A 26,871-nucleotide genomic window follows, 5' to 3' on the forward strand; every position below is an offset into this window, starting at 1 on the left:
GACGTGGCAGAGGGTAGGGCGAATAACGCCGCAGGCGTTATCCGCCGAGACTCCGGAGAACCGGCGGATAACCGCAAGCGGTTATTCGCCCCAGCGGTCGATCCGACCTGGGGCGGCTTCAGGCCTGGCGCAACAGGCGCACGCCATCTTCCTGTGCGAGGCTGGCCTCGTTGATCGGCAACGAGCAGGACTGCCCGCGTCCCATCGGGTAGTAGTGGAAGCCGTGGCGGGCCATGCGCTCGGGGTCGTAGAGGTTGCGCCCGTCGAAGATCACCGGGGCCTTCAGGCGCTCCTTGAGCAGCTCGAAATCCGGTGCCTTGAATTGCTGCCACTCGGTGCAGATGACCAGCGCATCGGCGCCTCCCAGGGTCGCCTCGGGGGTGCCCATCAGGCTCAGGCGTTCGTCGTGGCCATAGAGCCGCTGGGTTTCCTGCATTGCTTCGGGATCGTAGGCGCGCACCTGCGCGCCGTGGCGCCAGAGCGCTTCCATCAGTTCGCGGCTGGGCGCGTCGCGCATGTCGTCGGTGTTCGGCTTGAAGGCCAGGCCCCAAAGGGCGAAGGTCTTGCCGCGCAGGTCGCCGTCGTAGAACACCCGGATGCGTTCGAACAGCTTGTGCTTCTGCCGCCGGTTGATCGCTTCCACTGCCTGCAACAGGTCGCTGGAGCAATGCGCCTGCTCGGCGCTGTGGATCAGCGCGCGCATGTCCTTGGGGAAGCAGGAGCCGCCGTAGCCGCAGCCGGGGTAGATGAAGTGGTAGCCGATCCGCGGGTCGGCGCCGATGCCCTGGCGCACCGCCTCGATGTCGGCACCGAGGTGTTCGGCCAGTTCGGCGATCTGGTTGATGAAGCTGATCTTGGTCGCCAGCATGCCGTTCGCCGCGTACTTGGTCAGTTCGGCGCTGCGCAGGCCCATGAACAGCATGCGGTCGTGGTTGCGGTTGAACGGCTCGTAGAGTTCGCGCATCACCTGGCGCACCTCTTCGTTGTCGCAGCCGACCACGATGCGGTCCGGGCGCCGGCAGTCGGCGACGGCGGAGCCTTCCTTGAGGAATTCCGGGTTGGAGACGATCTCGAATTCCAGCTCGCGTCCGTCGGCTTCCAGGCGCCGCTCGATGTGCGCGCGCAGGCGGTCGCCGGTGCCTACCGGGACGGTCGATTTCTCCACCACGATGACGGGCTTGCGGCGGTGCTCGGCGATGGCATCGGCCACCGCGAAGACCGCGCCGAGATCGGCCGCGCCGTCCTCGCCAGGCGGGGTGCCGACCGCAATGAACTGCACCCGGCCGTGTTCCACGGCCAGGCGCGCATCGCTGCTGAAACGCAGGCGGCCGCTGTCCAGGCCTTCGCGCAGCAAGGCGTCGAGCCCGGGTTCGTAGATGCTGGCGAGGCCCTGCGCGAGGCGTTCGACCTTGTTCCGGTCGATGTCCATGCACAGTACATCGTGGCCCACTTCGGCGAGGACGGCGGCCTGCACCAGTCCTACATAGCCACTGCCGAATACGCTGATCTTCATGGTGCTTTCCTCGACGGATGATGCGCGGGCGCGGCAGCGGTGCGGCGGGCGTTGACGGTCAACACGCCGAGCACCACCAGGCCTACGCCCAGGGTCTTGCTGGTACTGAAGGTTTCATCGAACGCCGGCAGGCTCGCCGCCAGCAGGTAGACCAGCGCGTAGCTGGCGCTCAACAGGCTGTAGGCGCGGCCCAGTGGCAGGTGGCGCAGGGCGGCCAGCCAGCACAGCAGGGAGGCGGCGTAGGCTGCCACCGCCAGGGCTACCGCGAGCAGCGCGGCGCGCTCCGGCGTTTGCCCGGCCCAGGCTTCCGGTAGCGGCAGGCGGCTCATGCCCCAGCGCATGCCGAGCTGGGCGGCGCTGGCCAGCAGCATGCTGCCCAGCGCCGCCAGCCAGCCGCGTAGCGCGTTCATGCGCTCCTCCCGAGCAGGGCCACGCCGGCGACGATCAGCAACAGGCCGGCGAGGTGGCGGCGATCCACCGGCTCATCGAAGACGAAGCGTGCCGCCAGGGTGACCAGGACGAAGTTCAGCGCCAGCATCGGATAGGCGCTGCCGACTTCCACCCGTTGCAGGAGCAGCAGCCAGCAGAGCAGGCCGAGCCCGAGGGCGAGCAGCGCCAGCCACGGCCACGGACTGCGCAGGCGCGCCGTCCAGCCGTCGGCGGCGACCAGGCGCCAGTGCTCCACGGTGAGCTTCTGCGCAACCTGGCCGAGGCCGGTCATGAGCAGGGTGGCGAGCAGCAGTGCGGCGCTCATGGGCGCACCTGCGGCAGGATCGCCAGGACCAGGTTGCCGTTCCGGTAGCGTTCGCCGTCGCCCGGCAACAGCGCCAGCTGGTAGCGGTCGCTGGCGCTGTTGATCCGCAGCAGCACGGCAACCGAGCCGTCCTGGCGTGCCTGCCAGAGCCACTGGCGGATGTCTGCCAAGGGCACGCTGCGCTGGCTGTGCTCGGGGTAGGAGAGGCCGTACTTCAGCTCGCCGCGCGTGTCGTAGAGCGTCACGTCGCTACGACGCAGGCGCCAGGCGAGGGCCGAGGCGGCGCCGAGGTCGTTGCTCAGCAGATGGTGGGCGCCGGTCAGTTCGTCGAGGTGTTCGGCGACGAACAGGTCGGGGGTCTTGTTCTGCACCACATGATTGGGCATCGCTGCCGGCAGCAGCGCGATCAGCACCCAGCTCGCCAGCAGCGGCGCGGCCCAGGCGCGTAGCGGGTAGCGCCACTGGGCGAGGCCGGCGGCGGCCCAGGCGCCGATCACCAGCAGGACCAGGAACAGCTCGAAGGGTTCTTCCTGGTACACCGGCTTGCGCAGTTGCAGGTAGGCCAGGGCCGCCAGCGCGAGGAGCGCCAGGCCCAGGTTGAGCAGCCCGTTGCCGCGCAGCGCGACGCTGTTCCCCAGGCGCAGCCGCTGCACCAGGGCGTGGCCCATGAGCAGTGCCAGCGGCAGCAGGCAGGGCATGATGTAGGTCGGCAGCTTGCCCCGGCTCAGGCTGAAGAACGCCAGCGGCAACAGCAGCCATAGCGCCAGGAAGACCACCGGCGCTTGGCGCCGCTCGTGCCAGGCCTGGCGCAGCGCGCTCGGCAGCAGGCCGCTCCAGGGCAGGCAGGAGACCGCCAGCAACGGCAGGTAGAACCACCACGGGCGAGAGTGCTGGGCGTCTTCGCCGGCGAAGCGGCGGATGTGTTCGTGCCAGAAGAAGAACCGCCAGTAGTCCGCTTCCCGCGCATGCACGGCGAGCGCCCAGGGCAGGCAGACGAGCAGCGCCGCCAGCACCGCCAGCGCGCCGTAGCCAAGCAGCTCGCGCCAGCGCCGCTGCCAGAGCATGTAGGGCAGGGCGACCAGCACCGGCAGCAGCCAGGCGAGGAAGCCCTTGGTCAGGAAGCCCATGCCGCAGGCGAGGCCGAGCAGGGTCCAGCCAAGCAGGCGCGCGCGGCGGCTCCCCGCGTCGAGGGCATGCCACAGCGCCACCAGGCTCAGGTTGACCCAGAAGGTGAATTGCGGGTCGAGGTTGGCATAGCCGGACTGCCCGGCGATCAAGCCGAAGCTGGCGTAGAGCAGCGCGCACGCCAGGCTGGTGCGCGGGTCGCGCCACAGGCGGCGGGCCAGCAGGTAGGCGAGCAGGACGCTGAGGGCGGTGGCGACGACCGAGGCGATGCGCACGCCGAACAGGTTTTCGCCGAAGACCGCCTGGCCGAGGGCGATCATCCAGTAGCCGGCGACCGGCTTCTCGAAGTAGCGCAGGCCGAGGAAGTGCGGCGACACCCAGTCGCCGCCCAGCAGCATCGCCTGGCTGATCTGCGCGTAGCGGGTCTCGTCGGGAATCCACAGGCCATGGTTGCTCAGTGGAACCAGGTAGAACAGGCCGAAGGCGATCAGCAGCAGCGACCAGGTCTGGCGGCGGCTCATGGCTGGCGCACTCCCAGCCAGCCCTCGCGGCCGGCCAGGCGGCCGCGCACCAGTTCGGCCAGCGGCAGGTTGCGCGGATCGTCCGGCAGCAGTTCGCCCAACGGTCGGAAGCGGATGCCACGCCGTTCGGCGCGCCGCAGCAGTTCGCGGAACGCCGGGGCGAGAAGCAGCCCCTCGACCTCGGCGTGGATGGTGTAGACGTTGTCGCGGCCAGCGGCGAAGCGTTCCAGGATGAAGTCGTTGTAGGCCTCGCGCGGCAGGCCGGGACCGACCACCTCGTCGAAGGTCGGCAGGTTCACCGGCACCTGCGGGATGCCGGGGCTGCCGTCGGCCAGGCGCGGGCGGAACGCGCCGCGTCCGCGGCAGTCGCTGTTGTAGCGGAAGCCGAAGGGCTGCTTGGCCTCGACCACCCGGCCGTCGGCGCGCCAGCCGGCGGCGGCGGAACAACGCACCGGCTGGCCGAGGATGTCCGCCAGGCAATCGCTGCCGCGGCGGATCTGCTCGCCGAGCTGCTGCACGCTCCAGACGCCGGCGTGGGTCTGCCAGGCATGGTGGTCCCAGGCGTGCAGGCCGACCTCGTGGCCGGCGGCCTGGGTCCGCCGCATCAGCGGGCCGAGTTCGCGGCCGATCGGCTTGCCCGGCCAGGCGGTGCCGGCCAGCAGGATGTCCCAGCCATACAGGCTGGCGGCGCGCGAGCGGAGCATCTTCCAGAAGAACGCCGGGCGCGCCAGGCGCCAGAGGTGGCGGCCCATGTTGTCCGGGCCGACGCTGAAGAAGAAGGTCGCCTTCAGCCCGGCTTCGTCGAGCAGCTCGAGCAGCCGCGGCACCCCGTCGCGGGTGCCGCGGAAGGTGTCGACGTCGATGCGCAGGCCGGCCTGGATCACGCCTGTGCCTCGCGCTCGCGGAGCGCTTCGTGGAGGAAGAAGTCGAGGGTCTTGCCGATGGTCTCGCGCAGTTCGATGGTGGGCTGCCAGTCGAGCAGGCGCCGGGCGTTGTCGATGCTCGGCTTGCGGTGGGCCACGTCCTGGTAGCCGTCGCCGTAGAAGCTGCGGCTCTCCACCTCGCGGAAGCCGGCGAAGGGCGGGAACTGCGCGCGCAGCGGGTGGGCCTCGAACTGGCGCAGCAGTTCCTCGCCGAGCTGGCGGATGCTCGCCTCGTTGTCCGGGTTGCCGATGTTGACGATCTGCCCGTCGCAGCGGCCGTCGCGGTTGTCGATGATCCGCGCGAGGGCCTCGATGCCGTCGTCGACGTCGGTGAAGCAGCGCTTCTGCGCGCCGCCGTCGACCAGGCGGATCGGCGTGCCTTCGACCAGGTGCAGGATGAGCTGGGTGATCGCCCGCGAGCTGCCGATCCGCGCCGAATCCAGGCGGTCCAGGCGCGGGCCCATCCAGTTGAACGGACGGAACAGGGTGAAGCGCAGGCCCTGCTGGCCGTAGGCCCAGATCACCCGGTCGAGCAACTGCTTGGACACCGAGTAGATCCAGCGCTGCTTGTTGATCGGCCCGACCACCAGGTTCGAGCGGTCTTCGTCGAAGTCCGGGTCCTGGCACATGCCGTAGACCTCGGAGGTGGAAGGGAACACCACGCGTTTGCCGTATTTCACGCAGTAGCGGACGATCCGCAGGTTTTCCTCGAAGTCCAGTTCGAACACCCGCAGCGGGTTGCGCGTGTACTCGATGGGCGTGGCGATGGCCACCAGCGGCAGGATCACGTCGCATTTCTTCACATGGTATTCGAGCCACTCCGAATGGATGCCGATGTCGCCTTCGACGAAGTGGAAATGCGGGTCGGCCTTGAGCCGTTCGATGGCGTCGGAGCCGATGTCCATGCCGTGGACCTCGTAGCGCCCGTCGCGCAGCAGGCGTTCGGACAGGTGGTTGCCGATGAAGCCGTTGACCCCGAGGATCAGCACCCGCGTGCGGCGCTGCGGGCCGGACGCCGCGCCACGCAGGCGCGCGCCCTCGACCAGGCCCAGCTCGGTGGCCAGTTGCGTGCCGGCCAGGTACAGGCCGCGCTCGCCGCGCTGGCCGAAGCGCAGCACCAGCGAGTCCTCGCCGCAGGCGATCCGCAGCGGGTCGCAGGACAGTACGCTGCCCGGCTCGCGACCGTGGTTGCCGGCGACCACCTCGGCGCTCCAGACGATCAGCTTCTGTTCGCCGACCTGGCAGAAGGCGCCAGGGTAGGGCTGGGTCACCGCGCGCACCAGGTCGTACAACTGCCGTGCCGGCCTGTGCCAGTCGAGCAGGCCGTCCGCCGGGGTGCGCCGGCCGAAGTGGCTGGCCTGGCTCTCGTCCTGCTCGACTTCCGGCAGCACGCCGAGGGCTAGCAGCGGCAGGCTGTCGCGCAGCAGGGCACCGGCGGCCTTGCGCAGCTTGCCGTGCAGGCTCAGGGCGGTGTCCTCGGGGTCGATGGCGACGGCCTGCTGGGCGAGGATCGGCCCGGCGTCGGCGCGCTCGATCATGCGATGCAGGGTCACCCCGGTCTGCGTTTCGCCGTTGACCAGCACCCAGTTCGCCGGGGCGCGTCCGCGGTAGCGCGGCAGCAGCGAACCGTGCAGGTTGTAGGCGCCGCGTGCGGCGCAGGCGAGCAGCTCGGCGCCGAGCAGGCGGCGGTAGTAGAAGGAGAACAGGAAGTCCGGGCGCAGTTGGCGGATGCGCTCCAGCCACAGCGGATGGTTCACGTCCTCGGGCGCGTGCAGCGGAATGCCGCGCTCGGCACAGAGACGTGCGACCGAGGCGTAGAAGGTGTTTTCCCGTGGGTCGTCGGCATGGGTGAAGACGGCGGCGATCTCGTAGCCGGCATTGAGCAGGGCTTCGATACCGGTGCAACCGATGTCGTGGTAGGCGAAGACGACGGCTTTCGAGGTCATGGCGTGGAAGGCTCGCTGGATGAAGAGGTGAAACCGGCCCGCTGCAGGGCCGAGGGAAGCGCGGAGGGCGTTGCGCGGACCACGCGCTCGATGAAGAAGCGCGGCCGCGCGCGCACGTCGCTGTACATGCGCCCGAGGTACTCGCCGAGCAGGCCCATGCCGAGCAACTGCACGCCGCTGAACATGAACAGCACGGCGAACAGCACGAACAGGCCGTTGCCGGCCCAGGCGGCGCCGAAGGCCAGGCGCAGCACGAGGAGGAACAGGGCGAAGAGGAAGCCGGCCAGGGCCATGCCGCCGCCGACCAGGCTGAGCAGGCGCAGCGGCGTGGTGGTCATGCAGGTGACCAGGTCGAACATCAGGTTGAGCAGGCGCATCGCGCTGTATTTCGATTCGCCGTGGGCGCGCTCGGCGTGGGCGACGCGGATCTCGCAGGTATGCCGGGCGAAGCCGTTGGCCAGGATCGGGATGAAGGTACTGCGTTCGCGGCAGGCCAGCATCGCTTCGACGATGCTGCGCCGGTAGGCGCGCAGCATGCAGCCGTAGTCGTGCATGGCGACCCCGGTGGAGCGCTGCACCGCCAGATTCACCAGGCGCGAAGGCCAGCGCCGCCAGGCCGAGTCCTGGCGCTCGGCGCGGATGCTGCCGACCACGTCATAGCCCTGCGCGGCGCGCTCCACCAGGCGCGGGATTTCCTCCGGCGGGTTCTGCAGGTCGGCATCGAGGGTGATCACCAGGTCGCCACGGGACTGTTCGAAGCCGGCGAGGATCGCCGCGTGCTGGCCGTAGTTGCGGTTGAGGATCACCGCCACCACGGCGCTGCCGTCGCGTTCGGCGGCGGCCTGCAAGAGTTCCGCGGAGCGGTCGCGGCTGCCGTCGTCGACCAGCACGATCTCGAAGGCGCGGCCCAGCTCCAGGCAGGCGGCCTCGGTGCGGCGCAGCAGTTCGGGCAGGCTGGCTTCCTCGTTGTAGACCGGGATCACCACCGAGACCAGGTCGATCGGATAGGGCTTCATCGACGTTTCTCCAGGATCTCCTCGATGGCGCGGGCGACGCGCTCGATGTCGTCGTCGCGCATGTCGGGGAACAGCGGGATGGAGCACAGGCGGGCCGAGTTCCACTCGCTGTTGGGCAGGCTCAGGCGCGGCTGGCGCTGGCGGTAGTAGTGGTGCAGGTGACTGGCGATGAAATGGATGCCGCTACCGATGCCGCGCGCCTTCAGGGCTTCCATGAAGGCGTCGCGGCCCAGGCCGCAGGCCTCGGCGTCGATGCGCAGGATGAACAGGTGCCAGGCGTGGCGCTGCTTGTGCGCGGGCAGGCCGAGCGGCGCCAGCGGCAGGCCGGCGAGGCGCTCCAGGTAGCGTTCGGCGAGGGCCTGGCGGCGCGCGTTGAGCGCGTCCAGGCGCTTGAGCTGGACCAGCGCGAGGGCGGCGTTGAGGTCGGCCAGGTTGTATTTGAAACCGGGCTCGATCACTTCCGCCTGCGGCTTGCGTCCATGGCTCAGGCGGTCGTAGGCATCGACCCCGAGGCCGTGGAACTTGAGGCGGCGGACCCGTTCGGCGAGGGCACTGTCGTCGCTGACGAACATCGCGCCTTCGGCGCAGGTCAGGTTCTTGATCGCGTGGAAGGAAAAGATCGCCGTGCCGCGGGAGCCTACCGGGCGCCCGCGGTATTCGCTGCCGACCGCGTGGGCGGCGTCCTCGACCAGGGCGATGCCGTGGCGCCCGGCGACCGTGCGCAGGCCTTCGAGATCCAGGGTGGAGCCGGCGTAGTGCACCGGCACGATGGCGCGGGTGCGCGGGCCGATGGCGGCTTCCACTGCCTGCGCCGAACACATCAGGGTGTCGCGGTCGACGTCGACGAACACCGGGGTGGCGCCGAGCAGGGTGATGACGTTGGCGGTGGAGACCCAGGTCAGCGACGGCGTGATCACTTCGTCGCCGGGGCCGATGCCCAGCGCCAGCAGGGTGACGTGCAGGGCGCCGGTGGCCGAGGATAGCGCCACTGCGTGGCGGCAGCCGAGGCGTTCGGCGAAGCGCTGTTCGAGCTCCTGGTTCTTCGGCCCGGTGGTGATCCAGCCGGAACGCAGGACCTGCTCCACGGCGGCGATTTCGTCCTCGCCGATGCTTGGCCGGGAGAATGGCAGAAAGTCCAGTGACATGTAATGAAGCCTCGGTACTGGGAGGGCGGTACGAAGAGGTTATTTATATGTCGCTGAATGCTGCCTGAACGTTTGTTAAGACTCGCTTAACAACGGCTGAATGAAGACTGAACGAACTCGAAGAAACTGGAGGATAAAGCCGGAAGCCTCGTTTTCAGGGGCTTGCAGGGTTGGTTGGAATGGATCTCGGGTGTTTTCTGAGTGGCTTTTATTAATAACCCGAGTCCTGTTTCTTTAAGGGTTCATTAATACTTGATGTCCGCTCCCCGTGAATATTCCGGAAACTTCATGGAAACATGGGGAGGGCCAGGGAAAGTCAATCCCGTAGGTTGTCGGAAAAAAACAACCCCCTGGCGGATCGCTCCGCCAGGGGGCCGGGTCGACGCTTCAGCGGCTGCCGGCGACCACTTGCAGGGCCGGTTCTGCGGTGCGCCCGTAGACGTCTTCCAGGCGCTCGATGTCGTCCTCGCCGAGGTAGCTGCCGGACTGCACCTCGATGATCTCCAGCGGGATCTTGCCGGGGTTGGCCAGGCGGTGCACGGAGGCGATCGGGATGTAGGTCGACTGGTTCTCGGTGAGCAGGAAGGTCTTGTCGTCGCAGGTCACCTGGGCGGTCCCGGAAACCACGATCCAGTGCTCGGCGCGGTGGTGGTGCATCTGCAGCGAGAGGCGCGCGCCGGGCTTCACGGTGATGTGCTTGACCTGGAAGCGGCCGCCCATGTCCACCGAGTCGTAGGAGCCCCACGGACGGTAGACCTCGCAGTGGTTCTGGGTCTCGCTGCGGCCCTGGGCGTCGAGGTCCTTGACCACGTGCTTGACGTCCTGCACCCGGTCCTTGTGGGCGATCATCATGGCGTCCTTGGTTTCCACCACCACGATGTCCTCCAGGCCGATCACCGAGACCAGCTTGCCGTTGCCGTGCACCAGGCAGTTGTGGCTGTCGTGGACCAGCACGTCGCCCTTGGTGACGTTGCCGTTGGCGTCCTTGGCGTGCACGTCCCAGATCGACGACCAGCTGCCGACATCGTTCCAGCCGGCGGACAGCGGCACCACGCAGGCGCGTGAGGTCTTCTCCATCACCGCGTAGTCGATGGAGTTGTCCGGGCAGCATTCGAAGGTGGCGGCGTCGATGTTCACCAGGTCGCCGTCGTGCTGGCTGCGCTCCAGGGCCAGCAGGCAGGTGTCGTAGATGTCGGCGTCGTGCTTCTTCAGTTCTTCCAGGTAGCGGCTGGCGCGGAACAGGAACATGCCGCTGTTCCAGTAGTAGCCGCCGGCGGCGACGAACTCGCGGGCGCGGGCTTCGTCGGGCTTCTCGACGAAGCTCTGCACCCGGCTGACGCCTTCCGGCAGTTGCGCATCGGCGCTCGCGCGGATGTAGCCGTAGCCGGTCTCGGGGCGGCTGGCGGGAATGCCGAAGAGCACCATCTCGCCCTTTTCGGCGGCGTTGGTGGCCAGCGCCAGGGCCTGCTGGAAGGCGCGCTGGTCCTCGATCACGTGGTCGGCGGGAAGGATCAGCAGCAGTTCGTCGCGGCCTTCGGCGACCAGTTTCATCGCGGCGATGGCCACCGCCGGCGCCGTGTTGCGGCCGAAGGGTTCGAGGAGGATCGCCTGGCTCGCCAGGTTCTGTGCCTCCAGCTGTTCCTGGACGATGAAGCGGTGCTCCTTGTTGCACACCAGCAGCGGTGCCTGCATGCCGTCGAAGGCCAGGCGCTTGATGGTCTGCTGGAACAGGGTGTCGTCGCCGGTGAGGGCGAGGAACTGCTTGGGGTACTGCTTGCGGGAAAGAGGCCAGAGTCGCGAGCCGCTGCCACCGGAAAGGATTACTGGGATCATGTTGTTTCTCCTTGAAGCGATGCGTCTGTCTAGGGATCCCGCCGCGCGGCGGGATATCTCGTTACCGGGCTCCACGGAGCCCCGGGTGACCTCTCCAGTGCGCTCCTTCTGCGGGAGCGCTGACGGTTGGTGCGCCGGTGTCGGGCCGGTCTTGTTGTGTGGAATGCCGGGAGGGGCGAGCCTCTCCCGGTCGGTCTCAGTCCGCCTTCACCGGGCGCTTGACCCAGACCGGCGCGAGCTTGCCGCCGCTGCCGGTGACGTACAGGCAGACCACCTCGCCGCGGGCCAGGGTGACTGGCTTCAGGTCGCTGACCTTCTTGCTGCCGTCGAACAGCGCCAGGTTCACCTTCACCGGGTTGATCTCGCGGTCGCCGTGGCTTTGCGGGCCGACGTCCTTGACCACGTCGGTCTTGCCGTCGGCGGTCTTCAGGGTCAGCTTCGAGCCGCTGAGGTTCTGCACCCGTACCAGCGCCTTCTGCTTGTTCTTGAACGGCGGCTCGGCCACCAGCTGCGGCTTGCCGCCGGGCTGGCTGACCAGGGTGTAGTAGCTGTCCGGGGCGAGCTTGACCGGCAGGCTCTGCTGGCCGACCTGGGCGGTGTAGCTGCCGGGGGGGAGGAACTTGAAGTCGCTGGAACCGAGCGGCGCAACGTCGTTCAGGCTGGTGCTGCCGACCGACACGTCGAGTTCGCTGTTGCCGGCGTTGTAGGCGCGGACGAAGGCCGAGCCCTTGGGTGCCTGGGGCCCGTACAGGGCGCCCTCGTCGGCCTGCGCGGCGAATGCGGCGACGCCGAGGGAAAGTGCGCAGGCCAGGCGGGTCCAGGTGTGGCGGCGGGTCATCGGGTTCATGGGTATTCCTCCGTTGCTTCTTCTTCAGCGGGGCGCTCGGCCCCGTGGGTAAACAGCCTTGGCTGTGTTCGTTCAATCGTTGCGGCTGGCGGCCAGGCGCTCATCGCGGCCGCCGCTGGCCTTCAGCTGGGCGACCCAGTCGGCGTCGAACTGGCTGAGGTCGCTGGCCATCGGCAGGTAGCGCTCGGGAAACTCCCAGACCAGCAGTTGCGGCGGGTCCTTGCGGAAGCCTTCGTCCTGCAGCAGTTCCAGCATCGGTTCGAGGGGGCCCTTGCCTTCCTTCGCGTAATTGATCAGGTCGGCGGACAGCGCCTGTTTCAGCGCGCCCTCGAAGTTCCACCTGGGGTTGGCGCTGTAGCTGGTGCCGACCAGCGCCAGGCGCGGTTGCTGGCTATCGCCGAAGAGGTCGTCGCCCGCGCCGGACTGCTGGCCGCCCGGCAGTGCCGGCGCGGCTTCGGTGGTGCGTTGCTGCAACTGCTCCGGACGCGGCAGCAGTTCGTCGAACAGCGGGTCGAGCGGCAGGAAGCTGAGCAGGTCGCCCTTGTGCGTGCGTTCTTCGCCGACGCGGGTGACGAAGTTCTGCGCCGGCACATCCAGCAGGTGCGTCTCGCGGATCTCCGCGCCGAGGCGCTGGGCCACGGTTTCCGCGCCGAGCGGCGACCAGTGGGTGTCGGTGCGCAGGAACACCGCGCCGTTGTCCTTGGCCTGGCGCAGGCTGCCGAGCAGGTCGGGACTGTCGATGCCGGCGGCGCGGGCGCGGGCCAGGAAGTCCTGGTAGAGGCTGTCGTGCAGCGCGGCCGGCTGCTCGCGGCCGATGTGCTCGGGATACAGGCGGGCCTTGGCCGGGATCACCGCGAGCACCAGCTTGACGCCGCGCCGGTTCAGCTCCCGCTGCACGCCGCGTACCAGTGCCCAGTTGTCTTCCAGTTGCTGGCCGCTCGGTGCCGGCTTGAACTCTTCGTCGGTGAACAGCCAGCCGTCCTTGCCGATCACCACGCCGGGGCGGCCTTCGTGGAACAGCGTGTAGTCGAGTGCGGCCCAGAGGTTGGTGCCCAGGCGCTTGATCGGGAATTCCTTGTCGTAGTGGGCTTCGAAGGCGTGCGCCAGCTTGCCGTTGAGCAGTGGCGTATCGGACGCGGCGGAGAAGCCCGGCACGCTCTTCAGCGACCATCCGGCGAGCCCCAGCAGCAGCCCGCCGAAGGCGGCGATATAGGCGTATTGCAGGGGGCGGGAAATGCTCTGTGTCATGGCGTGGGCCTCGCTCAGAACTGGAAGTAGAGGAATGGCGAGTAGCTCTGCGCGGAGAGCTTCAGCACCGAGGCGGCGAACAGCAGGAGCAGCGCCAGGCGGGTGGCCAGGACGGGCAACTGGCTGAGCCAGCTCGGCTGGTAGACCAGCGCGCCGCTCGGCGAGTAGGCGATCGCCGCCGGGTCGCCGGCGGCCTCGCGCGGGGCGCGCGGCTGGGCACTGGCCGGGCCGTCGGCGGCCACTTCGTCGCTGTTCGCCGCGGCCTTGGGCGCCTTGGTCTGCAATGGCTGGTTGTAGAACTGGCGCAGGCCGAAGAACGCCAGCACCAGGTAGGCCAGGACCAGGGTGCCGACCTGCAGGCCGGTGAGGCTGGCGCGGTTCAGTTCGGAGAGCTGCCAGGTGCCGAAGCTGAACATGGCTTCGTACATGCGCCAGGCGACCTGCAGGTTCTCGGCGCGGAAGATCACCCAGCCGATCACCACCAGGAGGAAGGTGAACGCCCACTTCAACGGGTTGAGCACGCGCGGCGCGGCGTTCACTCCGAGGGCCCGCTCGATCGCCAGCCACATGCCGTGCCAGGCGCCCCAGATGATGTAGGTGAAGTTGGCGCCGTGCCACAGGCCGCCGAGGAGCATGGTCAGGAACAGGTTGCGGTAGGTCTGGAAGGTGCTGCCGCGGTTGCCGCCCAGGCTGATGTAGAGGTAGTCGCGCAGCCAGGTCGACAGGCTGATGTGCCAGCGCCGCCAGAACTCGGTGATCGACTGGCTGATGTAGGGCTGGTTGAAGTTCTCCATGAAGCGGAAGCCCATCATCAGGCCGAGGCCGATGGCCATGTCGCTGTAGCCGGAGAAGTCGAAGTAGAGCTGCGCGGTGTAGGCCAGGGCGCCGAGCCAGGCGTCGCCGGTGGTCGGGTTCTGCAGGGCGAAGCAGTGGTCGGCGAGGGCGGCCAGGGTGTCGGCGATGAACACCTTCTTGACGAAGCCCTGCATGAAGCGGGTGCAGCCTTCGGCGAACTTGTCGACGGTGTGGGTGCGGTGGTTGAACTGGTCGACCAGGTCCTTGAAGCGCAGCACCGGGCCGGCGATCAGGTGCGGGAAGATCGCGACGAAGGCGGCGAAGTCGATCAGGTTGTGGGTCGCCGGGGTATCGCCGCGGTAGACGTCGATGATGTAGCTGATCGACTCGAAGGTGTAGAAGGAGATGCCGATCGGCAGCAGGATGTGGGTCAGCACGAACGGCTGCATGCCGAACGAGGTGATGATCTCGTTGAGGCTGTCGACGCCGAAGTTGGCGTACTTGAAGTACCCGAGCACGCAGAGGTCGACCACCACGCCGAGGATCAGCCAGCGTTGCGCGGCCCTGGTGCGTACGCCGGCGGCGCCGATGCGCAGGCCGATCCAGTAGTTGAAGACGGTGACCCCGGCGAACAGCAGGAGGAAGTCCACCCGCCACCAGGCGTAGAACACGTAGCTGGCGATCAGCAGCAGCAGGTTCCGGTAACGTTCGCCGCTCAGGTAGTACAGGCCGAGAAAGACCGGCAGGAACAGGAACAGGAACACGTTTGAAGAAAAGACCATGCCGTCTCTCTCTCTAGAGCGTCAACCATTCAGGTCGGCCCTGCCTTTCCGCGCCCTGGAGCGCTCGAGGAAAGGCGGGACGACCCGCCGTTTTCCTCCCCGTGGTGTTGCCTAAGGTGTTGCGCCCGCCCGCGTCTGTCGCGCATGGGTCGGGGTGTGGCGCCTGGTGGGACGCCTGGTCGGCGAGCGGGGTAGAGGGGCGCGTGGCCCCCGGCCTGTGCGCCCGCTTCCCGCCACGCCCTCAACTTCCCCCTTCGCGGCTGAACACCCGCGTCACTTCGCCGCCGAGGCGGAAACTGTTGAACGGCTCGCGGTCCTTCTTCGCCTCGAGCATCTTCGGCTCGCAGCGGTAGAGGGCGCAGTAGGGCTCCAGCCAGGCGTACTTGTTGTCGACCTTGAGGTCGGTCATGTCCTGGTCCTCGCCGGTCTTCTCCTCGAAGGTTTCCTCGTCGTCGACTCCCTTCATCACCCGCTCGGCCAGGCGCTGCAGGGCGCCGTGGTTCTCCTGGCGCAGGTCGACGCCGTTGACCTGGGCGAACGCGGCGATCATCGCCAGCGGTGGCAGCGCATAGTTGTGGTAGGCGAGGGCGCGCTGGCGGCGCTTGAGTTCGTTGGGCAGGAAGCCCTGCTCGTCGACCTGGTTGGCGGCGACCTTGAACTCGCTCACCGCCCAGTCGAAGAGGTCGCGGCGGTTGGTCACCACCGCGGTGGACATCACCGACCAGGCCGCCCAGTAGGAATGGTTGTTGATCTTCTTCAGCGGCAGGCCGCTCCAGTCGCGGACTACCTGGGTGCCGAGCCGGGCGAACCAGTCCTCGATTTCCCGGCTCTGCTCGGCGTGGGCCGCGAGCGGCCGCGAGCTGGAGAACTTCAGGCGCATGTAGGCGCCGGAGAGGCTGCCCAGCGCCCATTTGCGCATGGACTTGCCGGTGTGGTTGAAGTCGTCGCTCTGCAAGGCGCCGGCGCGGGCCCAGGCGCTCATCCAGTTCAGTGCGCAGGCCAGGTCGCCGTCGCGGCCCCTGCGCATGTACTGGGTGACCAGCTTGGTGGCGCCGCGCTCCATGTCGGTGATGTCCTTGATCTGCGAGCGGAAGGTCTTCTCCGCCTTGACGTTGAGGGTCGCCCGCGCCGAATCGGAGCCTTCGTACTTGCTGGTGAAGACCAGGCTGCCGGTATACGGCGGCGGCACCGCGGGGCAGCTGCCGGCGCTGCCCTTGCGCTCGCCGACCGCCGCGTAGTAGCCGGGCGGGGGTACCAGGTCGGCGGCCTGGCTGACCTGGCTGGCGAGCAATGCCGCGGCGAGGGCACCGGGCAGGGCGATACGGATCAGGTGGGACGTTTTCATCGTTTACCTCCCGGCCACCGACTGGCTGGCCTTGGCGGGCGCCGCCTGGCAGATGCTGGCCTGGACCTCCAGGCCCTGGGGCATGTCCTCCGGCGCTTCGATTTCCAGGGAAAGGAACTGCTGGTCGGCCCAGTCGCTGTCGTTGCGCAGCTGGAAGACGTAGCGGCCGCCGGTATCGACGGCTTTCGACTGCTCGATCTTCAACTGCTCGCGGCGGCCGTTCATGTACCAGATGGTGTTCTTCAACTCGTGTACCGAAGGGTCGCTGTAGGTCACGTCGGCGACGTAGCTGCCGCTACGGATCGGTAGCGCGGCGCTGTTCAGCAGCACCTCGTTGCGGCCCTGGCGCAGCTTGACCTTGCGGCTGAGTACGGTCTTCCGGCCGGAGCAGCCGTTGTCCACCAGCGGCATGGCCTGGCGGTAGAAGCTCTTCTGCGCCATGTCGTAGTGGGTGGCGAATTCCCAGATGAGGATCTTCGGCGGGTTCTTGTGGAATTCCTCGCTGGTCATGTACGCCAGCAGCGAACTGTCGAAGCCGCCGCCGGACACCGCGTTGTTGAGGATGTCGGCGCCGCTGAACTCCTCCAGGAAGCCGGCGAAGTTGTAGGCCGGGCCGCTGTTGGAGGTGCCGACCAGGGCGATCTGCGGGTTGCCGCCGTCGCCGAACAGGTCGCCGCTGTCGCTGGCGCCCACCGGCTCGGTCTCGAAGCGGTCGACGTACTGGGTGGCGTAGCTGTTGCCGCAGAGTTGCGCGGCGGCCTTGTGGAAGGTGCCGAGCTTGGACAGCAGGCCGACGCGCTTGCTTTCGAACTGCTTCTTCGGGATCTCCTCGAAGCCGGGCACCTGCTTCAGCGTCTCGGCCACGATCTTCGCGCTGCGCCGGGCGCCATGGGGAGTCCAGTGGTGGTCGCCCTTGAAGTAGTAGGCGTGCTCCTCCTTCTCGTCGAACAGCGGCGAGAAGTCCGGGGTCCAGATGCCGGCCTGGCGGAAGCGGGCGATGGTCGCCAGGTAGTTCTTCTTCGCCAGCTCGTAGTCGAAGCCGGCCTTTTCCGCCGGGCTGAGCTTCTCGCGGTTCACCAGGCCGCGGGTCGGCTGGTAGACCACCACCAGCTCGATGCCCTTGCGCTTGAGTTCGTCGCGCAGTGCGCGGAGTTCGCGCCAGCCTTCGGCGCTGGTGCCGAAGTCGGTACGCAGGTCGTAGGTGGTGCGGAACAGCCAGTCGTCCTGGGCCTGCACCAGGTGGGTGAAGAAGCCCAGGTACTTGGTGTTGTAGCGCGAGTCGTCGGCGGCGGCCGGGCACAGGTTGCCGGCCGGCAGCGCCTGGTAGCTCGGCGCCGCGCCGGGGTCGGCGGCCAGGGCTGCCTGGGCCAGGCAGAGGCCGGCGGCCAGGGCGCTCAGGCGGAACAGTCGGGAAGTGCGGGTTTTCATGCGTCTGGGTCCTCAGTCCTGGAGTTCGGCCTGGCTTTCCGCGGGGTCGATCAGCACCGCCTTGTCCTGGCGCACCAGCAGGTCGAGGATCTGGTCCTGCTTCTCGCCGAGAACGCCGGGCAGGCTGATGCCGGAGGATTTGGTCGGGGCGAGCATCGCCACCCGGTACAGTTCGAGGCTCAGCGGCGAATCCACCGAGAGCGGGCCGGAGCCGTTGCCGGCGAGCTTGCCGCCGACCACGATCAGCGAGACCTTGGTGTCGAATGGGTCGAGGGCGATGTTGCGGTCGGTGTTGGTGAGGTCCTTGATGTGGCCGTACACGCCGATCAGCTGGTTGCCCGCCGCGAGGTTCTCGTAGAGGCGGATGTTCACGCTGTTGCGCACGCGGATGCCGTGGCGGCGGTTGGCCAGGACCTGGTTGCCCCAGAGCAGGTTGTCGCCGCTCTCGTAGAGGGTGATGCCGTCGGAATGGTTGCGATAGACCTCGTTGTAGGCCACCAGGTTGCCCTCGCTGTTACGGTCGAGGACGATCCCGGAAAGCTTGTTCTCGTAGCTGCGGTTGTTGAAGATGAAGCTGTCGTTGACTTCCCGCGAGACGATGATGCCGTGCTTCTTCCTGGTCCCGTGGACGGTGTTGTCGGCGATGATCAGGCGGTGCGAACGGTCGTGCGGGTCGATGCCGTAGACGATGTTGTCGCGGTAGGTGTTGCCCTTCACCACCAGGTCGTCGGCCTCGTAGCAATAGAAGCCGTACCAGCTGTCGACGATGGTCGAGTCGATCACCCAGCCCTTGGGGCGCGGGCGCTTCATCTGCTTGTCCATGCCCGGGCTGTACTGCGAGATGGAGATGCCGTAGGCCTTGGAGGCGTTGTAGCCGAAGCTGGTGAAGGTGCTGTTGCTCAGGTACACCTCGGCGCCGCCCCAGGAGATCAGGAACGGACGGAACTCGTTGGGCGTCCTGAACCAGGCCGGCTCCTTCTTCGATTCGCTCCAGCCGGTGACCTTGCTGTCGCGGACGAACAGCATGCCGTCGTTGACCAGGAACGCGCCGCGCTCCTGGGACAGGCGCAGTTCCTTGACCTGCTTGTCGATGTCGAGGGTCGCGCCCTGGCTGACCACGATCGGCAGGCGGGCGACGAACACCCCCGGCTCGACCTGTTCCAGCGCGCTGGCGGGAAGCTTGCCGGCGAGCTGGGCGAGGTTCACGTAGCCGCCTTCGATGAAGATCGCCTGGGGCATCTGGCGCTGGCGCTTGACCCATTCGGCGAGGCGGTTGCTGCCACCGGTGAACTCCTTCAGCGGCTGCTGCTGGACCATGCGCTGCACGCTGGCGCGGCCACCCGGCTTGCGCACGATCTTGGCTTCCACCGCGGCGGCGGTGTAGCCGGAGAGGTCGGGCAGTTTCGGCGGGTCCAGGTGCAACGGTTCGGCCGGCGCGGTGGTCACCGTGTAGTTGCCGGTTTCCTTCAGGCTCTGGGTCAGGCCCGGCTCGTTGCCGGCCTGCGCCGGGACCGGCTGCGGTTTCTCCACCGGCTGCGCCGCCCACGCCTGGCCGTGCAGCAGCACCGCGCCGAGCACTGCCGCGGCCAGCGGGCGCAGGCGCGGGAGCCGGCGGCGGGGGATCGAAAGGGAAATGTCGGGCATGTCCGGTTTCCTCGCGGGGCTCAGAAGCGCCAGATGAAGTCGACGAAGGCGCGGTGCATGGTCGAGTCGGTGCCCGGCCCGTAGGCGTCGCCCGGCTTGAACAGGCCGCCGCGGAAGCGGATCAGCGCCGAGGGCTCGTCGACGTACTGGCTCATCGAGGCCGGCAGCAGGCCTTGCTTGAAGTACTTGGTCACCACCAGGTCGAGTTCCTGGCCGATGTCCTTCTCGCCCGGTTGCAGGGCGGCGTTGATGCCGCTGGTACCGATGTCGGAGTCGTCGTCGACGCGCCAGAACTTGTGGTAGACCAGGCTCGCGTCGTAGTCCTCGCGCAGTTGCCAGGAGCCGAACAGGGTGGCTGCCTGGAGGTTGCTCAGTTCGCCGCGGAAGGCTTCGCCGAAGCGGTGCACGCGCGAGCGGGTGCCGGTGAAGTTGGAGCGATTGCTCTCCAGCCCGGTCTGCTGGAACTGCTCCTCGCCGTCCTTGCCACCGCCGCTGCCGCGGGCGTAGCCGACGCCGGCCTTCCATTGCTCGTCGATGTTCCAGCGCAGGCCGAGGTCGACGCCGAAGGCATTGACGTCGCCGCTCTGCTTGCCGGTGGCGATGCGCCGGTCGTCGACCGTGGTGGTGGTCAGGTTGTCGCGGTCGCCGGTCAGCCAGGTGGCGCTGGCCCAGTAGTTCAGCGGCATGCTCGAACGATAGTTGTAGGCATCGCCGGTAGCCTCGATGCCGAACCAGGTGAGCTGGCCGGTATAGGTCTTGTCGAGGTTGTCGACTTCCTCGCCGGGGCGGCGCAGGTGGCCGCTGTCGTCGGCGTGGTGGATGCGCACGCCGATGCGGTGGTGCGGCGCCCACTGGGTGGAGATGTCGCCGAACACATGGGTGCGGTCCTTGTCCTCCGGAGCCAGTTCGTCGAGGTCGGTGCGGTATTCGCTGAAACGCTGGGCGACTCCGGCGTGGGCGTTGAGCAGGGTGGTCTCGAAGCTCCAGTTCAGCGCCTCGATGTTGGTGTCCTGCCACTGGCCGCTGTCTTCCCGCAGGCGCTGGCGGCCGAAGCGCAGGTGCTCGCCGGGGTAGGCGGTGAGGCCGGCGTAGTCGACCCAGAATTCGCGTGCGGCGAGGTAGCTCTTGTCCGGCTCGCGACCGTCGTTGCGGCTGTTGTTGCCGTCGTCGGTGTCCGATTGCAGGGTGTCGGTCTCGATGGTGTCGGTGGCGGCCACTGCCTGGCCCATGAAGTAGGCGCTCCAGTCGCCCCACTGGCCGAAGGCCCAGGGCCGCAGGTCGATACCGATGTCGTTGAGGGTGCCGCCGGGAGCGGTGCCGAGGTCGCGATCGTTTTCCGATTCGCCGGTGATCTTCACGTCCAGGCCGAAGTTCTTCGGTGCCTCGCCGCTGCCGGCGGCGAACGCCGGCGCGCCGAGCAGCAGGGCGATGGCCAGGGACAGGGCGCGCGGCGCGAAGGACGGCCGCGGGTTGACGGAACGGGAGCTGTTCATAGGCTTTCTGGCTCTTCTTCGTTGATCGGCGAGTCCTGGCTCTGCAGCAGGCTGACGGTGGCCTGCCAGTTGTTGCCGCGGCTCTGTTGTTCGCGCTTGAGCAATTGCTGCGCCTGGCTGCGTTCGGCCGGCGGCAGTTGCGCTTCGATCTGCCCGAGCAGGTCGCTGGCCTGCGGTACCTGCTGCTGCACGGCGAGCTGGCCGAAGACGTAGGCGTTGACCCGGTTCGGCTGGATGCCGCGGCCCTGCGACCAGAGCTGGGCCAGGGCCATGTCGGCGCTGGCCTGGCCGGCGCGGGCGGCGAGGATCAGGTGGTCGACGGCCTTCTGCGGATAGACCTTGCCGAGGAAGCCGCGGCGGTAGATCTGCCCCAGGTAGTAGTTGGCCTGGGGTTCGCTGGCGGCGGCCTTGAGCAGGTGCCGCTCGGCCTTGCGCGGGTCCTGCGGCGCCCACTTGCCGTCGTAGTAGAGGCGCCCGAGGAGCAGTTCGGCGCGTGGCTGGGCGGCGTCCTGGGCGTTCTTCAGGTAGCCGAGCATCTTTTCCAGGTCGCCCTGGTCGGGATAGTCGTAGAGCAGCTTGGCCAGGCTGACCCAGGCCGCGGGGTAGCTCGGCGCGATCTCTTCCAGCAGCGCCTGGGCGGTCTGCGGGTCGGGCTGGCCGAGTTCGCCGTCGGCGAGCACCCCGGCCACCGAGTCGACCCGCTCGCCGGGCACCCGGCCGGCCTTGTAGGCGGCGCGCAGCTGTTCGAGCAGGACCTTCTGCTTTTCCGCGTTGCCCTGCATCTGGTAGACCGTGGCCAGTTCGTACCAGCACACGTCCATGCGCCGCAGCCAGCGCTGGCAGACCTGCTCGATCTCGCCCAGGTGCTGGGCGTAGGTGCCCTGGGTGCGGTAGAGGATGATCTGCGCCAGGTCGGCCTGCGGCAGTCCGCGCGCGCGCCACTGGTCGATGCGCTGCTGCGGGTCGATTTCCGGCCAGGACTGCGGGTACTGCAGGTAGAGCACGATGAGCGGCACCAGGGCACTGTCCTCGCCCTGTTCGAAGGCCTGGCTGAGCAGGCGCTCGGCCTCGCGGTGCTCGGCGTCGCTGGCGCCGGGCTTGGCCGCCAGCCACTTGCCAAGGCGCGCGCGGGCCCGCGGCGAGGTCTGCGCGGCCTCGCGGTAGAGCTTTTCGGCCTTGGCCTGCTGGGCGCTGTCGCCGCTGGCGACCTGCATGTCGGCGAGGCCGACCTGGGCGTCGGCGTAACCCATCGCGGCCAGGGCCTGGTAGTTGCTCTGGGCGGTGGCGAGGTCGCCGCGCTCCAGGGCCTCCTGGGCCAGGCGCTGGTCGGGCAGTCCGGCGCAGCCGGCGGCCAGGGCGATGGCCGAGGCCAGCAGCAGGTGCCGGGACGCCAGGGGCAGGGGAGGGAGGATGGGCATCTTCATGGTCGGGTACCGGTCAGCGAGCGGTGGCCAGGGTCACGGCCTTGTTCAGCAGGGTGCGGCCGGGCAGGCCGCCGATGCTGACCTCGGCCGGGCGGCCGGCGTACTGGGCGTCGAGCGGCTGGTCGGGCTGGATCTGCACGCGGATTTCCGAGGACAGGTCGCCGTCCACCGGCGCGGTGTTGACGATGCGGCCGCTGCGGTTGACGCCGTCGCCGGCGACCTGGAAGTTCACCCGGGTGCCCGGCGCCAGCTCGGCGGCGTTGCGGTAGGGGAAGCGCGCCTCGATGCTGGCCACGCTGTCGCGCGGCGCGAGGGTGAAGATCACCTGGCCCTTGTTGGCGTATTGCCCGTCGGCTACCAGTTGCTGGACCACGCGGCAGTCGCAGGGGCTGGTCAGGGTCCCTTTCATCTGGTGGCCGAAGAGCTTCTCGATGTTGCCCGGGTTGAGCTGCTCCTCGGTCAGGTTGCCCTTGAGCATGTCCAGCAGGTTGGCCGAGAAGGTAGCGATCGGCGCGCCTTTGGCGACTTCCGCGTTGGGCCCGAGAAGGCTCTGCACGGTGCCCTCGCGGGGCATGGTGATCTGCTGGTTGGGGACGCTGACCACGCCGGAATCGGCATGGGTGACGAAGTACAGGTTGTACATCTGGTTGAGGATGAAGGCGAAGGCGCCGACTCCGACGACGAAGATCGCGGTGCTCAGGGTCACCGCCCGGACCCGGCCGAAGAAGCCCATCCCGCCGTTGCCGCCGCCCTGCTTGCGGGCCTTGGTGAAGTTCTCGCGCTGGAGGGTATTGAGCATGTCGCCGACGCCGATCACCTCGCCGGCCAGGTAGGAGGTGATCAGGTAGCGCAGGGCCGCCACCTCGCGCGGCTTGAGGTTCTGGAACTCGCAGCCGACGCGGCGGCTGGCGGGGTCCACCGAGCGCACCTGGAACTCCACTTCGAGGGAAAAGCTGATGCTGTCGACCTGGAACAGCAGCTTGCCCTTGTACAGGTCGCCGGGCTGGATCGGCGCGCCGCTCGCGGTGAAGGCGAAACCGCCGGCGGAGAGATCCAGCAGGCGTGCGTCGACGCCTTCGCGGTTGGCGCCGATGTAGCGGATGCGCGCCGGCAGCTTGACCCGGGCGAACTGGCGCTGGGCTTCGGATTCGTGCACGACGTTGACGTTGACGGCTGTATTCATGGTGTCGGGTCCTGTTCGGTCCAATCTGGGTCGATTTGCGCGCGGGCCGCGGCCCTGGCGTTGTCCGTAGTCGATTCGGTGGTCATACGATGGTCAGCAGCACGGCGACGAAGATGCTGGCGGCAGAGAAGGTCATGGCCCGCGACGACCAGGCGTTGAACCAGCGCTGGAAGCTGGCCAGGCCGCGCTCCAGCTTGGTCGGCTGGCGGGTCCAGGACTGCCGGTCGAGGCGGAAGAACACGTAGATCTTCACCAGCGCGCCGACGATCTGGTTGTAATAGAGGATCAGCGGATAGGCCGGGCCGATGCGGTGCCCGGAGAGCGAGAGGAGCAGGGTCAGCACCAGGCGGGTGAGACCGATCCAGAGCAGGTACACCAGCAGGAAGGCGATGCTGTACTTGAGGCTGGCGAGGATCGCCACCACCAGGCCGAGCAGGCTGGTCCACATCGAGACGCGCTGGTCGAACAGCACCAGCATGGTGAACCAGCCCAGGCGCCGCGCGCCGAGCTTGAGCGCGCGCGAGTTCTGCCGCAGGTTGTTGCCGTACCAGCGGTACATCAGCTTGCGACTGGCCTTGATGAAGCTCTTCTCCGGCGGGTGCTCGACCGTGTTGATCGCCGCGTCGGGCACGTAGAAGGTGTCGTAGCCCAGGCGCATCAGGCTGAACCAGCTGGACTTGTCGTCGCCGGTGAGGAACTTGAAGCGACCCAGGCGCCAGTGCTCCAGGTGGTCGTTCTCGACGTCGGTGATGAACTCGGGGTTGGTCACCACCCGGGCGCGGAACACCGACATCCGTCCGGTCATGGTCAGCACGCGCTTGGACAGGGCCATCGAGCACATGTTGATGTGGCGCTGGGCGAAGCGCAGCTTGTGCCACTCGCTCATCACGTAGCCGCCCTGCACTTCGCAGAATTCATTGGTGGTGAGGCCGCCGACGTTGGGGAAGAGCTTGAACCAGGGCACGGTCTTCTTCACCACTCCGTGGTCGAGCACGGTGTCGCCGTCGATCACCGCGACCACCGCGTCGTCGTCCGGCAGGTGCCGGGAAATCGCGCGGAAGCCATAGGCCAGGCCGTCGCGCTTGCCGGTGCCGGGAATCCGCACGAAGTCGAGGCTGACCCGGTCCGGCGGGTTCATCTTCTCCCACAGAGAACGGACCAGGACCTCGTCGGACATCTCGACGATGGAGCAGACCACGGTGGTCGGGTAGCCGCTGTCGATGGCTTCGCGGATCACCGAGCGATAGACCATGGCAGTGGTCAGGGCGTCGATGCGGAAACTGGTGACCATCAGGAACACGTGCGACGGGTCGGCCGCGCTGCCCAACTGGCGCACGCGCCGGCGGTAGTACGGGTAGACCACGTGGAGGAACAGCATGCCGCGCAGGAAGTGCACGCCGCCCATGGAGTAGCGCCAGATGCCGACGGCGCCGATAAGCAGGATGAAATCCTTGGAGTCGGCGTCGAACACGGTCTTCGGCACTGCCAGCGCGAGCACCATCAGCAGGCTGAGGAACACCAGCCAGCCGGTGGCTTCGGCGAGGCCACGTTTGTAAGTTTCCATCATCAGTTCCATCGGGCTGGGGACCTTGGCCTCGACGCCGGCGTGCGCTTGTTGTTGTTATGGCGCACGCCGCGGAGACGGCCTTCGGTCCGAGGGCGATAAAGAGGTTCTTTACCGGCTCACGGGGCCAGGGGGCGGCCCGCTACCAGCAGATGCCCTCGGCCTGGGCAGTGGTGGTGTGCGGCATGAAGCCCACCAGGTCGACCAGCTTCTTGCCGCTCGGGGTCTTGTTCACCAGGTCGACGAACAGCTCGTCGCCATTGCCCAGCACCAGCACATCGGAACTCGCCACCACTTCGTCGAGGTCGGAGACCAGCAGCGAGGAAACGTGCGGGATCTTCGACTCGATGTATTCCTTGTTGGCCCCGTGGACACGCGCGTATTCGACGTTGCGGTCGAAGATGCGCAACTCGTAGCCCTTGCCGATGAGCATCTCGGCCAGCTCCACCAGCGGGCTTTCGCGCAAATCGTCGGTGCCGGCCTTGAACGACAGGCCGAGCAGGCCGACCTTGCGGGTGTCGTGGCTGGTGATGAGATCGAAGGCCTTCTGCACCTGGTTGGAGTTGCTGCGCATCAACGAACCGAGCATCGGGTGCTCGACGTCCAGCTGGCTGGCGCGATAGGTGAGGGCGCGTACATCCTTGGGCAGGCAGGAGCCGCCGAAGGCGAAGCCGGGACGCATGTAGTAGCGCGACAGGTTGAGCTTGTGGTCCTGGCAGATCACGTCCATCACCTCGCGGCCGTCGACGCCGACCGCCTTGGCGATGTTGCCGATCTCGTTGGCGAAGGTGACCTTGGCGGCGTGCCAGACGTTGCAGGTGTACTTGATCATCTCGGCGACCTCGACGGTCTTGCGGATGATCGGCGCGTCCAGCTCGCGGTAGATTTCCTCGAGAAGGTCGCCGGTCTGCTTGTCCAGTTCGCCGATCACGGTCATCGGCGGGAAGTCGTAGTCCTTGATCGCGGTGCTCTCGCGGAGGAATTCGGGGTTGGTGCCGACGCCGAAGTCGACCCCGGCCTTCTTGCCCGAGCAGTCCTCGATCAGCGGGATCACCACGTTGTTGACGGTGCCCGGCAGTACGGTGCTGCGCACCACCACGGTGTGGCGTTCGGACTTCTCGCGGATGGCGAAGCCGATCTCGCGGCAGACGGTCTCGATGTAGCCCAGGTCCAGGTCGCCGTTCTTCTTGCTCGGCGTGCCGACGCAGATGAACGATACGTCGGAGTCCAGCACGGCCTTCTTGAAGTCGGTGGTGCCCGACAGCCGTCCGGTCTGCCGGCCTTGCTGCAACAACGCTTCCAGGCCCGGTTCGACGATGGGCGACTTGCCCTGGTTGATCAGGTCGATCTTGGTGCTGGAGACATCCACACCAATGACTTCATGACCGCGTGCCGACAGGCAGCCAGCACATACTGCACCGACATAGCCCAAACCAAAGATGCTGATTCGCATCGCATTCACCTCGATTGTTTGTCGCGCCGTTAATGAGGTGGCCGTATGGCCACTTCCCTATCTGGCGAGCCGTTACTACGAGCCCCGATCCAGAGCCCTTGATCCGCCTTCAGGCAGTTTCGAATAGAGTGCTTAGTTGTTCGGCACTCTAATAGGGCAAGTTATAAGTTCATGCCCTTTAATGTTTCAGGTGGGTTTCAATAACGGTGCATAACCCGACCTTGGATGCTTCGTTTTAGTTCGGTCCATAGAATTCAAGTTTCTAAAGGCCTTTAATTTCAACAGGTTGAGTTTGTCCCTCGGAGCGGAGTCCGATTATTCGAGACGGTTTCAAGTTGCTCTGCCCATAACTATCGATAGGCATCGCGGTGATAGGATGTTTTCTCTGCGAGGGAAGTTCCGGCCGTTTGTCCCGCTCGCGAAATATTTGGAAATATCCGTTTGATATCACTTGATACCAACTTGATGGCCTTTCCGTTAAATGCCTGCCAATGGCCACTAGTTGCAGAATGCATGGCGGCTGAAAGTTCCGCGTCACCGGAATGAAACAGAAGCCGCTTTTACCGCCTTAAGCAAACCTTAAGGATTCCTTAATCTTCGACCCATGCACTTTGCAATCGTAATTTGCATGTAATGGCGGGAGGCTGGTAATGGCCAATGGATTACGCCGGAGATGGCATTTCCGCCTTGAATTGGGGGAAAAGTCTGTGGGCTGGGCGTGAAAAAATGTGATGCAGTTCCGCATGACTTGCAGACGAACGGTTGAGTAGGCCTATTCGCCACAAGGGCTTTTCCGGGGAGAAAGGCGACGCAGCAGGGGTGTCGGAGGGACGAACGGTAGCGCCAGGAGGCGTCGGCGTGCCGAAAGAGGAGCGGCCCGCCAGGACGG

The 26,871-nt window shown here is 67.2% G+C and carries 20 protein-coding genes; all 20 read right to left on the reverse strand.

From position 1 onward, the window contains the following. Positions 1–118: 118 nt before the first annotated feature. Entirely contained in the window at positions 119–1,513 is a 1,395-nt protein-coding gene (locus HMPREF2716_RS26975; RefSeq protein ID WP_003117510.1) for a UDP-glucose 6-dehydrogenase, read from the reverse strand. Beyond that, positions 1,510–1,923 carry a 4-amino-4-deoxy-L-arabinose-phosphoundecaprenol flippase subunit ArnF gene (gene arnF, locus HMPREF2716_RS26980; protein ID WP_003124269.1) on the reverse strand — a complete coding sequence of 138 codons (414 nt, stop codon included), beginning with the start codon at positions 1,921–1,923 and terminating at the stop codon, positions 1,510–1,512. Before arnF ends, HMPREF2716_RS26975 begins: the two co-directional genes overlap by 4 nt. Then, positions 1,920–2,267, reverse strand: a complete 348-nt coding sequence (locus HMPREF2716_RS26985; RefSeq protein ID WP_003112876.1) for an EamA family transporter — start codon at positions 2,265–2,267, stop codon at positions 1,920–1,922. Before HMPREF2716_RS26985 ends, arnF begins: the two co-directional genes overlap by 4 nt. Next, positions 2,264–3,913, reverse strand: a complete 1,650-nt coding sequence (gene arnT, locus HMPREF2716_RS26990; protein WP_023117063.1) for a lipid IV(A) 4-amino-4-deoxy-L-arabinosyltransferase — start codon at positions 3,911–3,913, stop codon at positions 2,264–2,266. Before arnT ends, HMPREF2716_RS26985 begins: the two co-directional genes overlap by 4 nt. Continuing rightward, positions 3,910–4,797 carry a 4-deoxy-4-formamido-L-arabinose-phosphoundecaprenol deformylase gene (arnD, locus tag HMPREF2716_RS26995; protein ID WP_015502515.1) on the reverse strand — a complete coding sequence of 296 codons (888 nt, stop codon included), beginning with the start codon at positions 4,795–4,797 and terminating at the stop codon, positions 3,910–3,912. Before arnD ends, arnT begins: the two co-directional genes overlap by 4 nt. Continuing rightward, complete coding sequence (gene arnA / locus HMPREF2716_RS27000) at positions 4,794–6,782, reverse strand: bifunctional UDP-4-amino-4-deoxy-L-arabinose formyltransferase/UDP-glucuronic acid oxidase ArnA (protein WP_003119539.1); 1,989 nt, start codon at positions 6,780–6,782, stop codon at positions 4,794–4,796. Before arnA ends, arnD begins: the two co-directional genes overlap by 4 nt. Continuing rightward, positions 6,779–7,798, reverse strand: coding sequence for an undecaprenyl-phosphate 4-deoxy-4-formamido-L-arabinose transferase (gene arnC, locus HMPREF2716_RS27005; protein WP_003112880.1), 1,020 nt, complete (start codon positions 7,796–7,798; stop codon positions 6,779–6,781). The genes arnA and arnC overlap by 4 nt, the downstream gene beginning before the upstream one ends. Next, a complete protein-coding gene (arnB, locus tag HMPREF2716_RS27010) occupies positions 7,795–8,943 on the reverse strand; it encodes a UDP-4-amino-4-deoxy-L-arabinose aminotransferase (RefSeq protein ID WP_003119540.1) in 1,149 nt (382 codons plus the stop codon). The genes arnC and arnB overlap by 4 nt, the downstream gene beginning before the upstream one ends. Before the next feature lie 387 nt (positions 8,944–9,330). Then, positions 9,331–10,776 (reverse strand): mannose-1-phosphate guanylyltransferase/mannose-6-phosphate isomerase, encoded by a 1,446-nt coding sequence (locus HMPREF2716_RS27015; protein ID WP_003092113.1) that lies wholly within the window; start codon positions 10,774–10,776, stop codon positions 9,331–9,333. A gap of 196 nt (positions 10,777–10,972) precedes the next feature. Beyond that, a complete protein-coding gene (gene algF, locus HMPREF2716_RS27020; protein WP_004351322.1) occupies positions 10,973–11,623 on the reverse strand; it encodes an alginate O-acetyltransferase AlgF in 651 nt (216 codons plus the stop codon). A gap of 72 nt (positions 11,624–11,695) precedes the next feature. Next, on the reverse strand, positions 11,696–12,871 hold the full coding sequence (gene algJ / locus HMPREF2716_RS27025; protein WP_030048745.1) for an alginate O-acetyltransferase: 1,176 nt from the start codon (positions 12,869–12,871) through the stop codon (positions 11,696–11,698). 14 nt (positions 12,872–12,885) lie between these two features. After that, a complete protein-coding gene (locus HMPREF2716_RS27030) occupies positions 12,886–14,448 on the reverse strand; it encodes an MBOAT family O-acyltransferase (RefSeq protein ID WP_003110467.1) in 1,563 nt (520 codons plus the stop codon). Positions 14,449–14,689: 241 nt separating this feature from the next. Next, the gene (algL, locus tag HMPREF2716_RS27035; protein ID WP_058010717.1) at positions 14,690–15,793 is read right to left on the reverse strand and encodes an alginate biosynthesis protein AlgL; all 1,104 of its coding nucleotides are present in this window, start codon (positions 15,791–15,793) and stop codon (positions 14,690–14,692) included. A gap of 3 nt (positions 15,794–15,796) precedes the next feature. Beyond that, on the reverse strand, positions 15,797–17,221 hold the full coding sequence (gene algX / locus HMPREF2716_RS27040) for an alginate biosynthesis protein AlgX (RefSeq protein ID WP_003092107.1): 1,425 nt from the start codon (positions 17,219–17,221) through the stop codon (positions 15,797–15,799). A gap of 12 nt (positions 17,222–17,233) precedes the next feature. Continuing rightward, entirely contained in the window at positions 17,234–18,865 is a 1,632-nt protein-coding gene (algG, locus tag HMPREF2716_RS27045) for a mannuronan 5-epimerase AlgG (protein WP_070622064.1), read from the reverse strand. A gap of 20 nt (positions 18,866–18,885) precedes the next feature. Beyond that, the gene (gene algE / locus HMPREF2716_RS27050; RefSeq protein ID WP_070622065.1) at positions 18,886–20,358 is read right to left on the reverse strand and encodes an outer membrane porin AlgE; all 1,473 of its coding nucleotides are present in this window, start codon (positions 20,356–20,358) and stop codon (positions 18,886–18,888) included. Continuing rightward, complete coding sequence (algK, locus tag HMPREF2716_RS27055; RefSeq protein ID WP_003112887.1) at positions 20,355–21,782, reverse strand: alginate biosynthesis TPR repeat lipoprotein AlgK; 1,428 nt, start codon at positions 21,780–21,782, stop codon at positions 20,355–20,357. Before algK ends, algE begins: the two co-directional genes overlap by 4 nt. A 13-nt stretch (positions 21,783–21,795) precedes the next feature. Beyond that, a complete protein-coding gene (alg44, locus tag HMPREF2716_RS27060; protein ID WP_003092101.1) occupies positions 21,796–22,965 on the reverse strand; it encodes an alginate biosynthesis protein Alg44 in 1,170 nt (389 codons plus the stop codon). Between the two features lie 82 nt (positions 22,966–23,047). Then, on the reverse strand, positions 23,048–24,532 hold the full coding sequence (gene alg8 / locus HMPREF2716_RS27065; RefSeq protein ID WP_003119545.1) for a mannuronan synthase: 1,485 nt from the start codon (positions 24,530–24,532) through the stop codon (positions 23,048–23,050). Between the two features lie 139 nt (positions 24,533–24,671). Continuing rightward, positions 24,672–25,982, reverse strand: coding sequence for a GDP-mannose 6-dehydrogenase (gene algD / locus HMPREF2716_RS27070; RefSeq protein ID WP_003110461.1), 1,311 nt, complete (start codon positions 25,980–25,982; stop codon positions 24,672–24,674). Positions 25,983–26,871: the final 889 nt, after the last annotated feature.

This window comes from Pseudomonas sp. HMSC076A11 (assembly GCF_001810205.1).
GTDB lineage: Bacteria > Pseudomonadota > Gammaproteobacteria > Pseudomonadales > Pseudomonadaceae > Pseudomonas > Pseudomonas aeruginosa.

What these genes read in the sequence shown, in the direction of transcription:
- HMPREF2716_RS26975 (WP_003117510.1), bottom strand. Translation starts at nt 1,513, where the DNA reads ATGAAGATCAGCGTATTCGGCAGTGGCTATGTAGGACTGGTGCAGGCC.
- arnF (WP_003124269.1), bottom strand. Translation starts at nt 1,923, where the DNA reads ATGAACGCGCTACGCGGCTGGCTGGCGGCGCTGGGCAGCATGCTGCTG.
- HMPREF2716_RS26985 (WP_003112876.1), bottom strand. Translation starts at nt 2,267, where the DNA reads ATGAGCGCCGCACTGCTGCTCGCCACCCTGCTCATGACCGGCCTCGGC.
- arnT (WP_023117063.1), bottom strand. Translation starts at nt 3,913, where the DNA reads ATGAGCCGCCGCCAGACCTGGTCGCTGCTGCTGATCGCCTTCGGCCTG.
- arnA (WP_003119539.1), bottom strand. Translation starts at nt 6,782, where the DNA reads ATGACCTCGAAAGCCGTCGTCTTCGCCTACCACGACATCGGTTGCACC.
- arnC (WP_003112880.1), bottom strand. Translation starts at nt 7,798, where the DNA reads ATGAAGCCCTATCCGATCGACCTGGTCTCGGTGGTGATCCCGGTCTAC.
- arnB (WP_003119540.1), bottom strand. Translation starts at nt 8,943, where the DNA reads ATGTCACTGGACTTTCTGCCATTCTCCCGGCCAAGCATCGGCGAGGAC.
- HMPREF2716_RS27015 (WP_003092113.1), bottom strand. Translation starts at nt 10,776, where the DNA reads ATGATCCCAGTAATCCTTTCCGGTGGCAGCGGCTCGCGACTCTGGCCT.
- algF (WP_004351322.1), bottom strand. Translation starts at nt 11,623, where the DNA reads ATGAACCCGATGACCCGCCGCCACACCTGGACCCGCCTGGCCTGCGCA.
- algJ (WP_030048745.1), bottom strand. Translation starts at nt 12,871, where the DNA reads ATGACACAGAGCATTTCCCGCCCCCTGCAATACGCCTATATCGCCGCC.
- HMPREF2716_RS27030 (WP_003110467.1), bottom strand. Translation starts at nt 14,448, where the DNA reads ATGGTCTTTTCTTCAAACGTGTTCCTGTTCCTGTTCCTGCCGGTCTTT.
- algL (WP_058010717.1), bottom strand. Translation starts at nt 15,793, where the DNA reads ATGAAAACGTCCCACCTGATCCGTATCGCCCTGCCCGGTGCCCTCGCC.
- algX (WP_003092107.1), bottom strand. Translation starts at nt 17,221, where the DNA reads ATGAAAACCCGCACTTCCCGACTGTTCCGCCTGAGCGCCCTGGCCGCC.
- algG (WP_070622064.1), bottom strand. Translation starts at nt 18,865, where the DNA reads ATGCCCGACATTTCCCTTTCGATCCCCCGCCGCCGGCTCCCGCGCCTG.
- algE (WP_070622065.1), bottom strand. Translation starts at nt 20,358, where the DNA reads ATGAACAGCTCCCGTTCCGTCAACCCGCGGCCGTCCTTCGCGCCGCGC.
- algK (WP_003112887.1), bottom strand. Translation starts at nt 21,782, where the DNA reads ATGAAGATGCCCATCCTCCCTCCCCTGCCCCTGGCGTCCCGGCACCTG.
- alg44 (WP_003092101.1), bottom strand. Translation starts at nt 22,965, where the DNA reads ATGAATACAGCCGTCAACGTCAACGTCGTGCACGAATCCGAAGCCCAG.
- alg8 (WP_003119545.1), bottom strand. Translation starts at nt 24,532, where the DNA reads ATGATGGAAACTTACAAACGTGGCCTCGCCGAAGCCACCGGCTGGCTG.
- algD (WP_003110461.1), bottom strand. Translation starts at nt 25,982, where the DNA reads ATGCGAATCAGCATCTTTGGTTTGGGCTATGTCGGTGCAGTATGTGCT.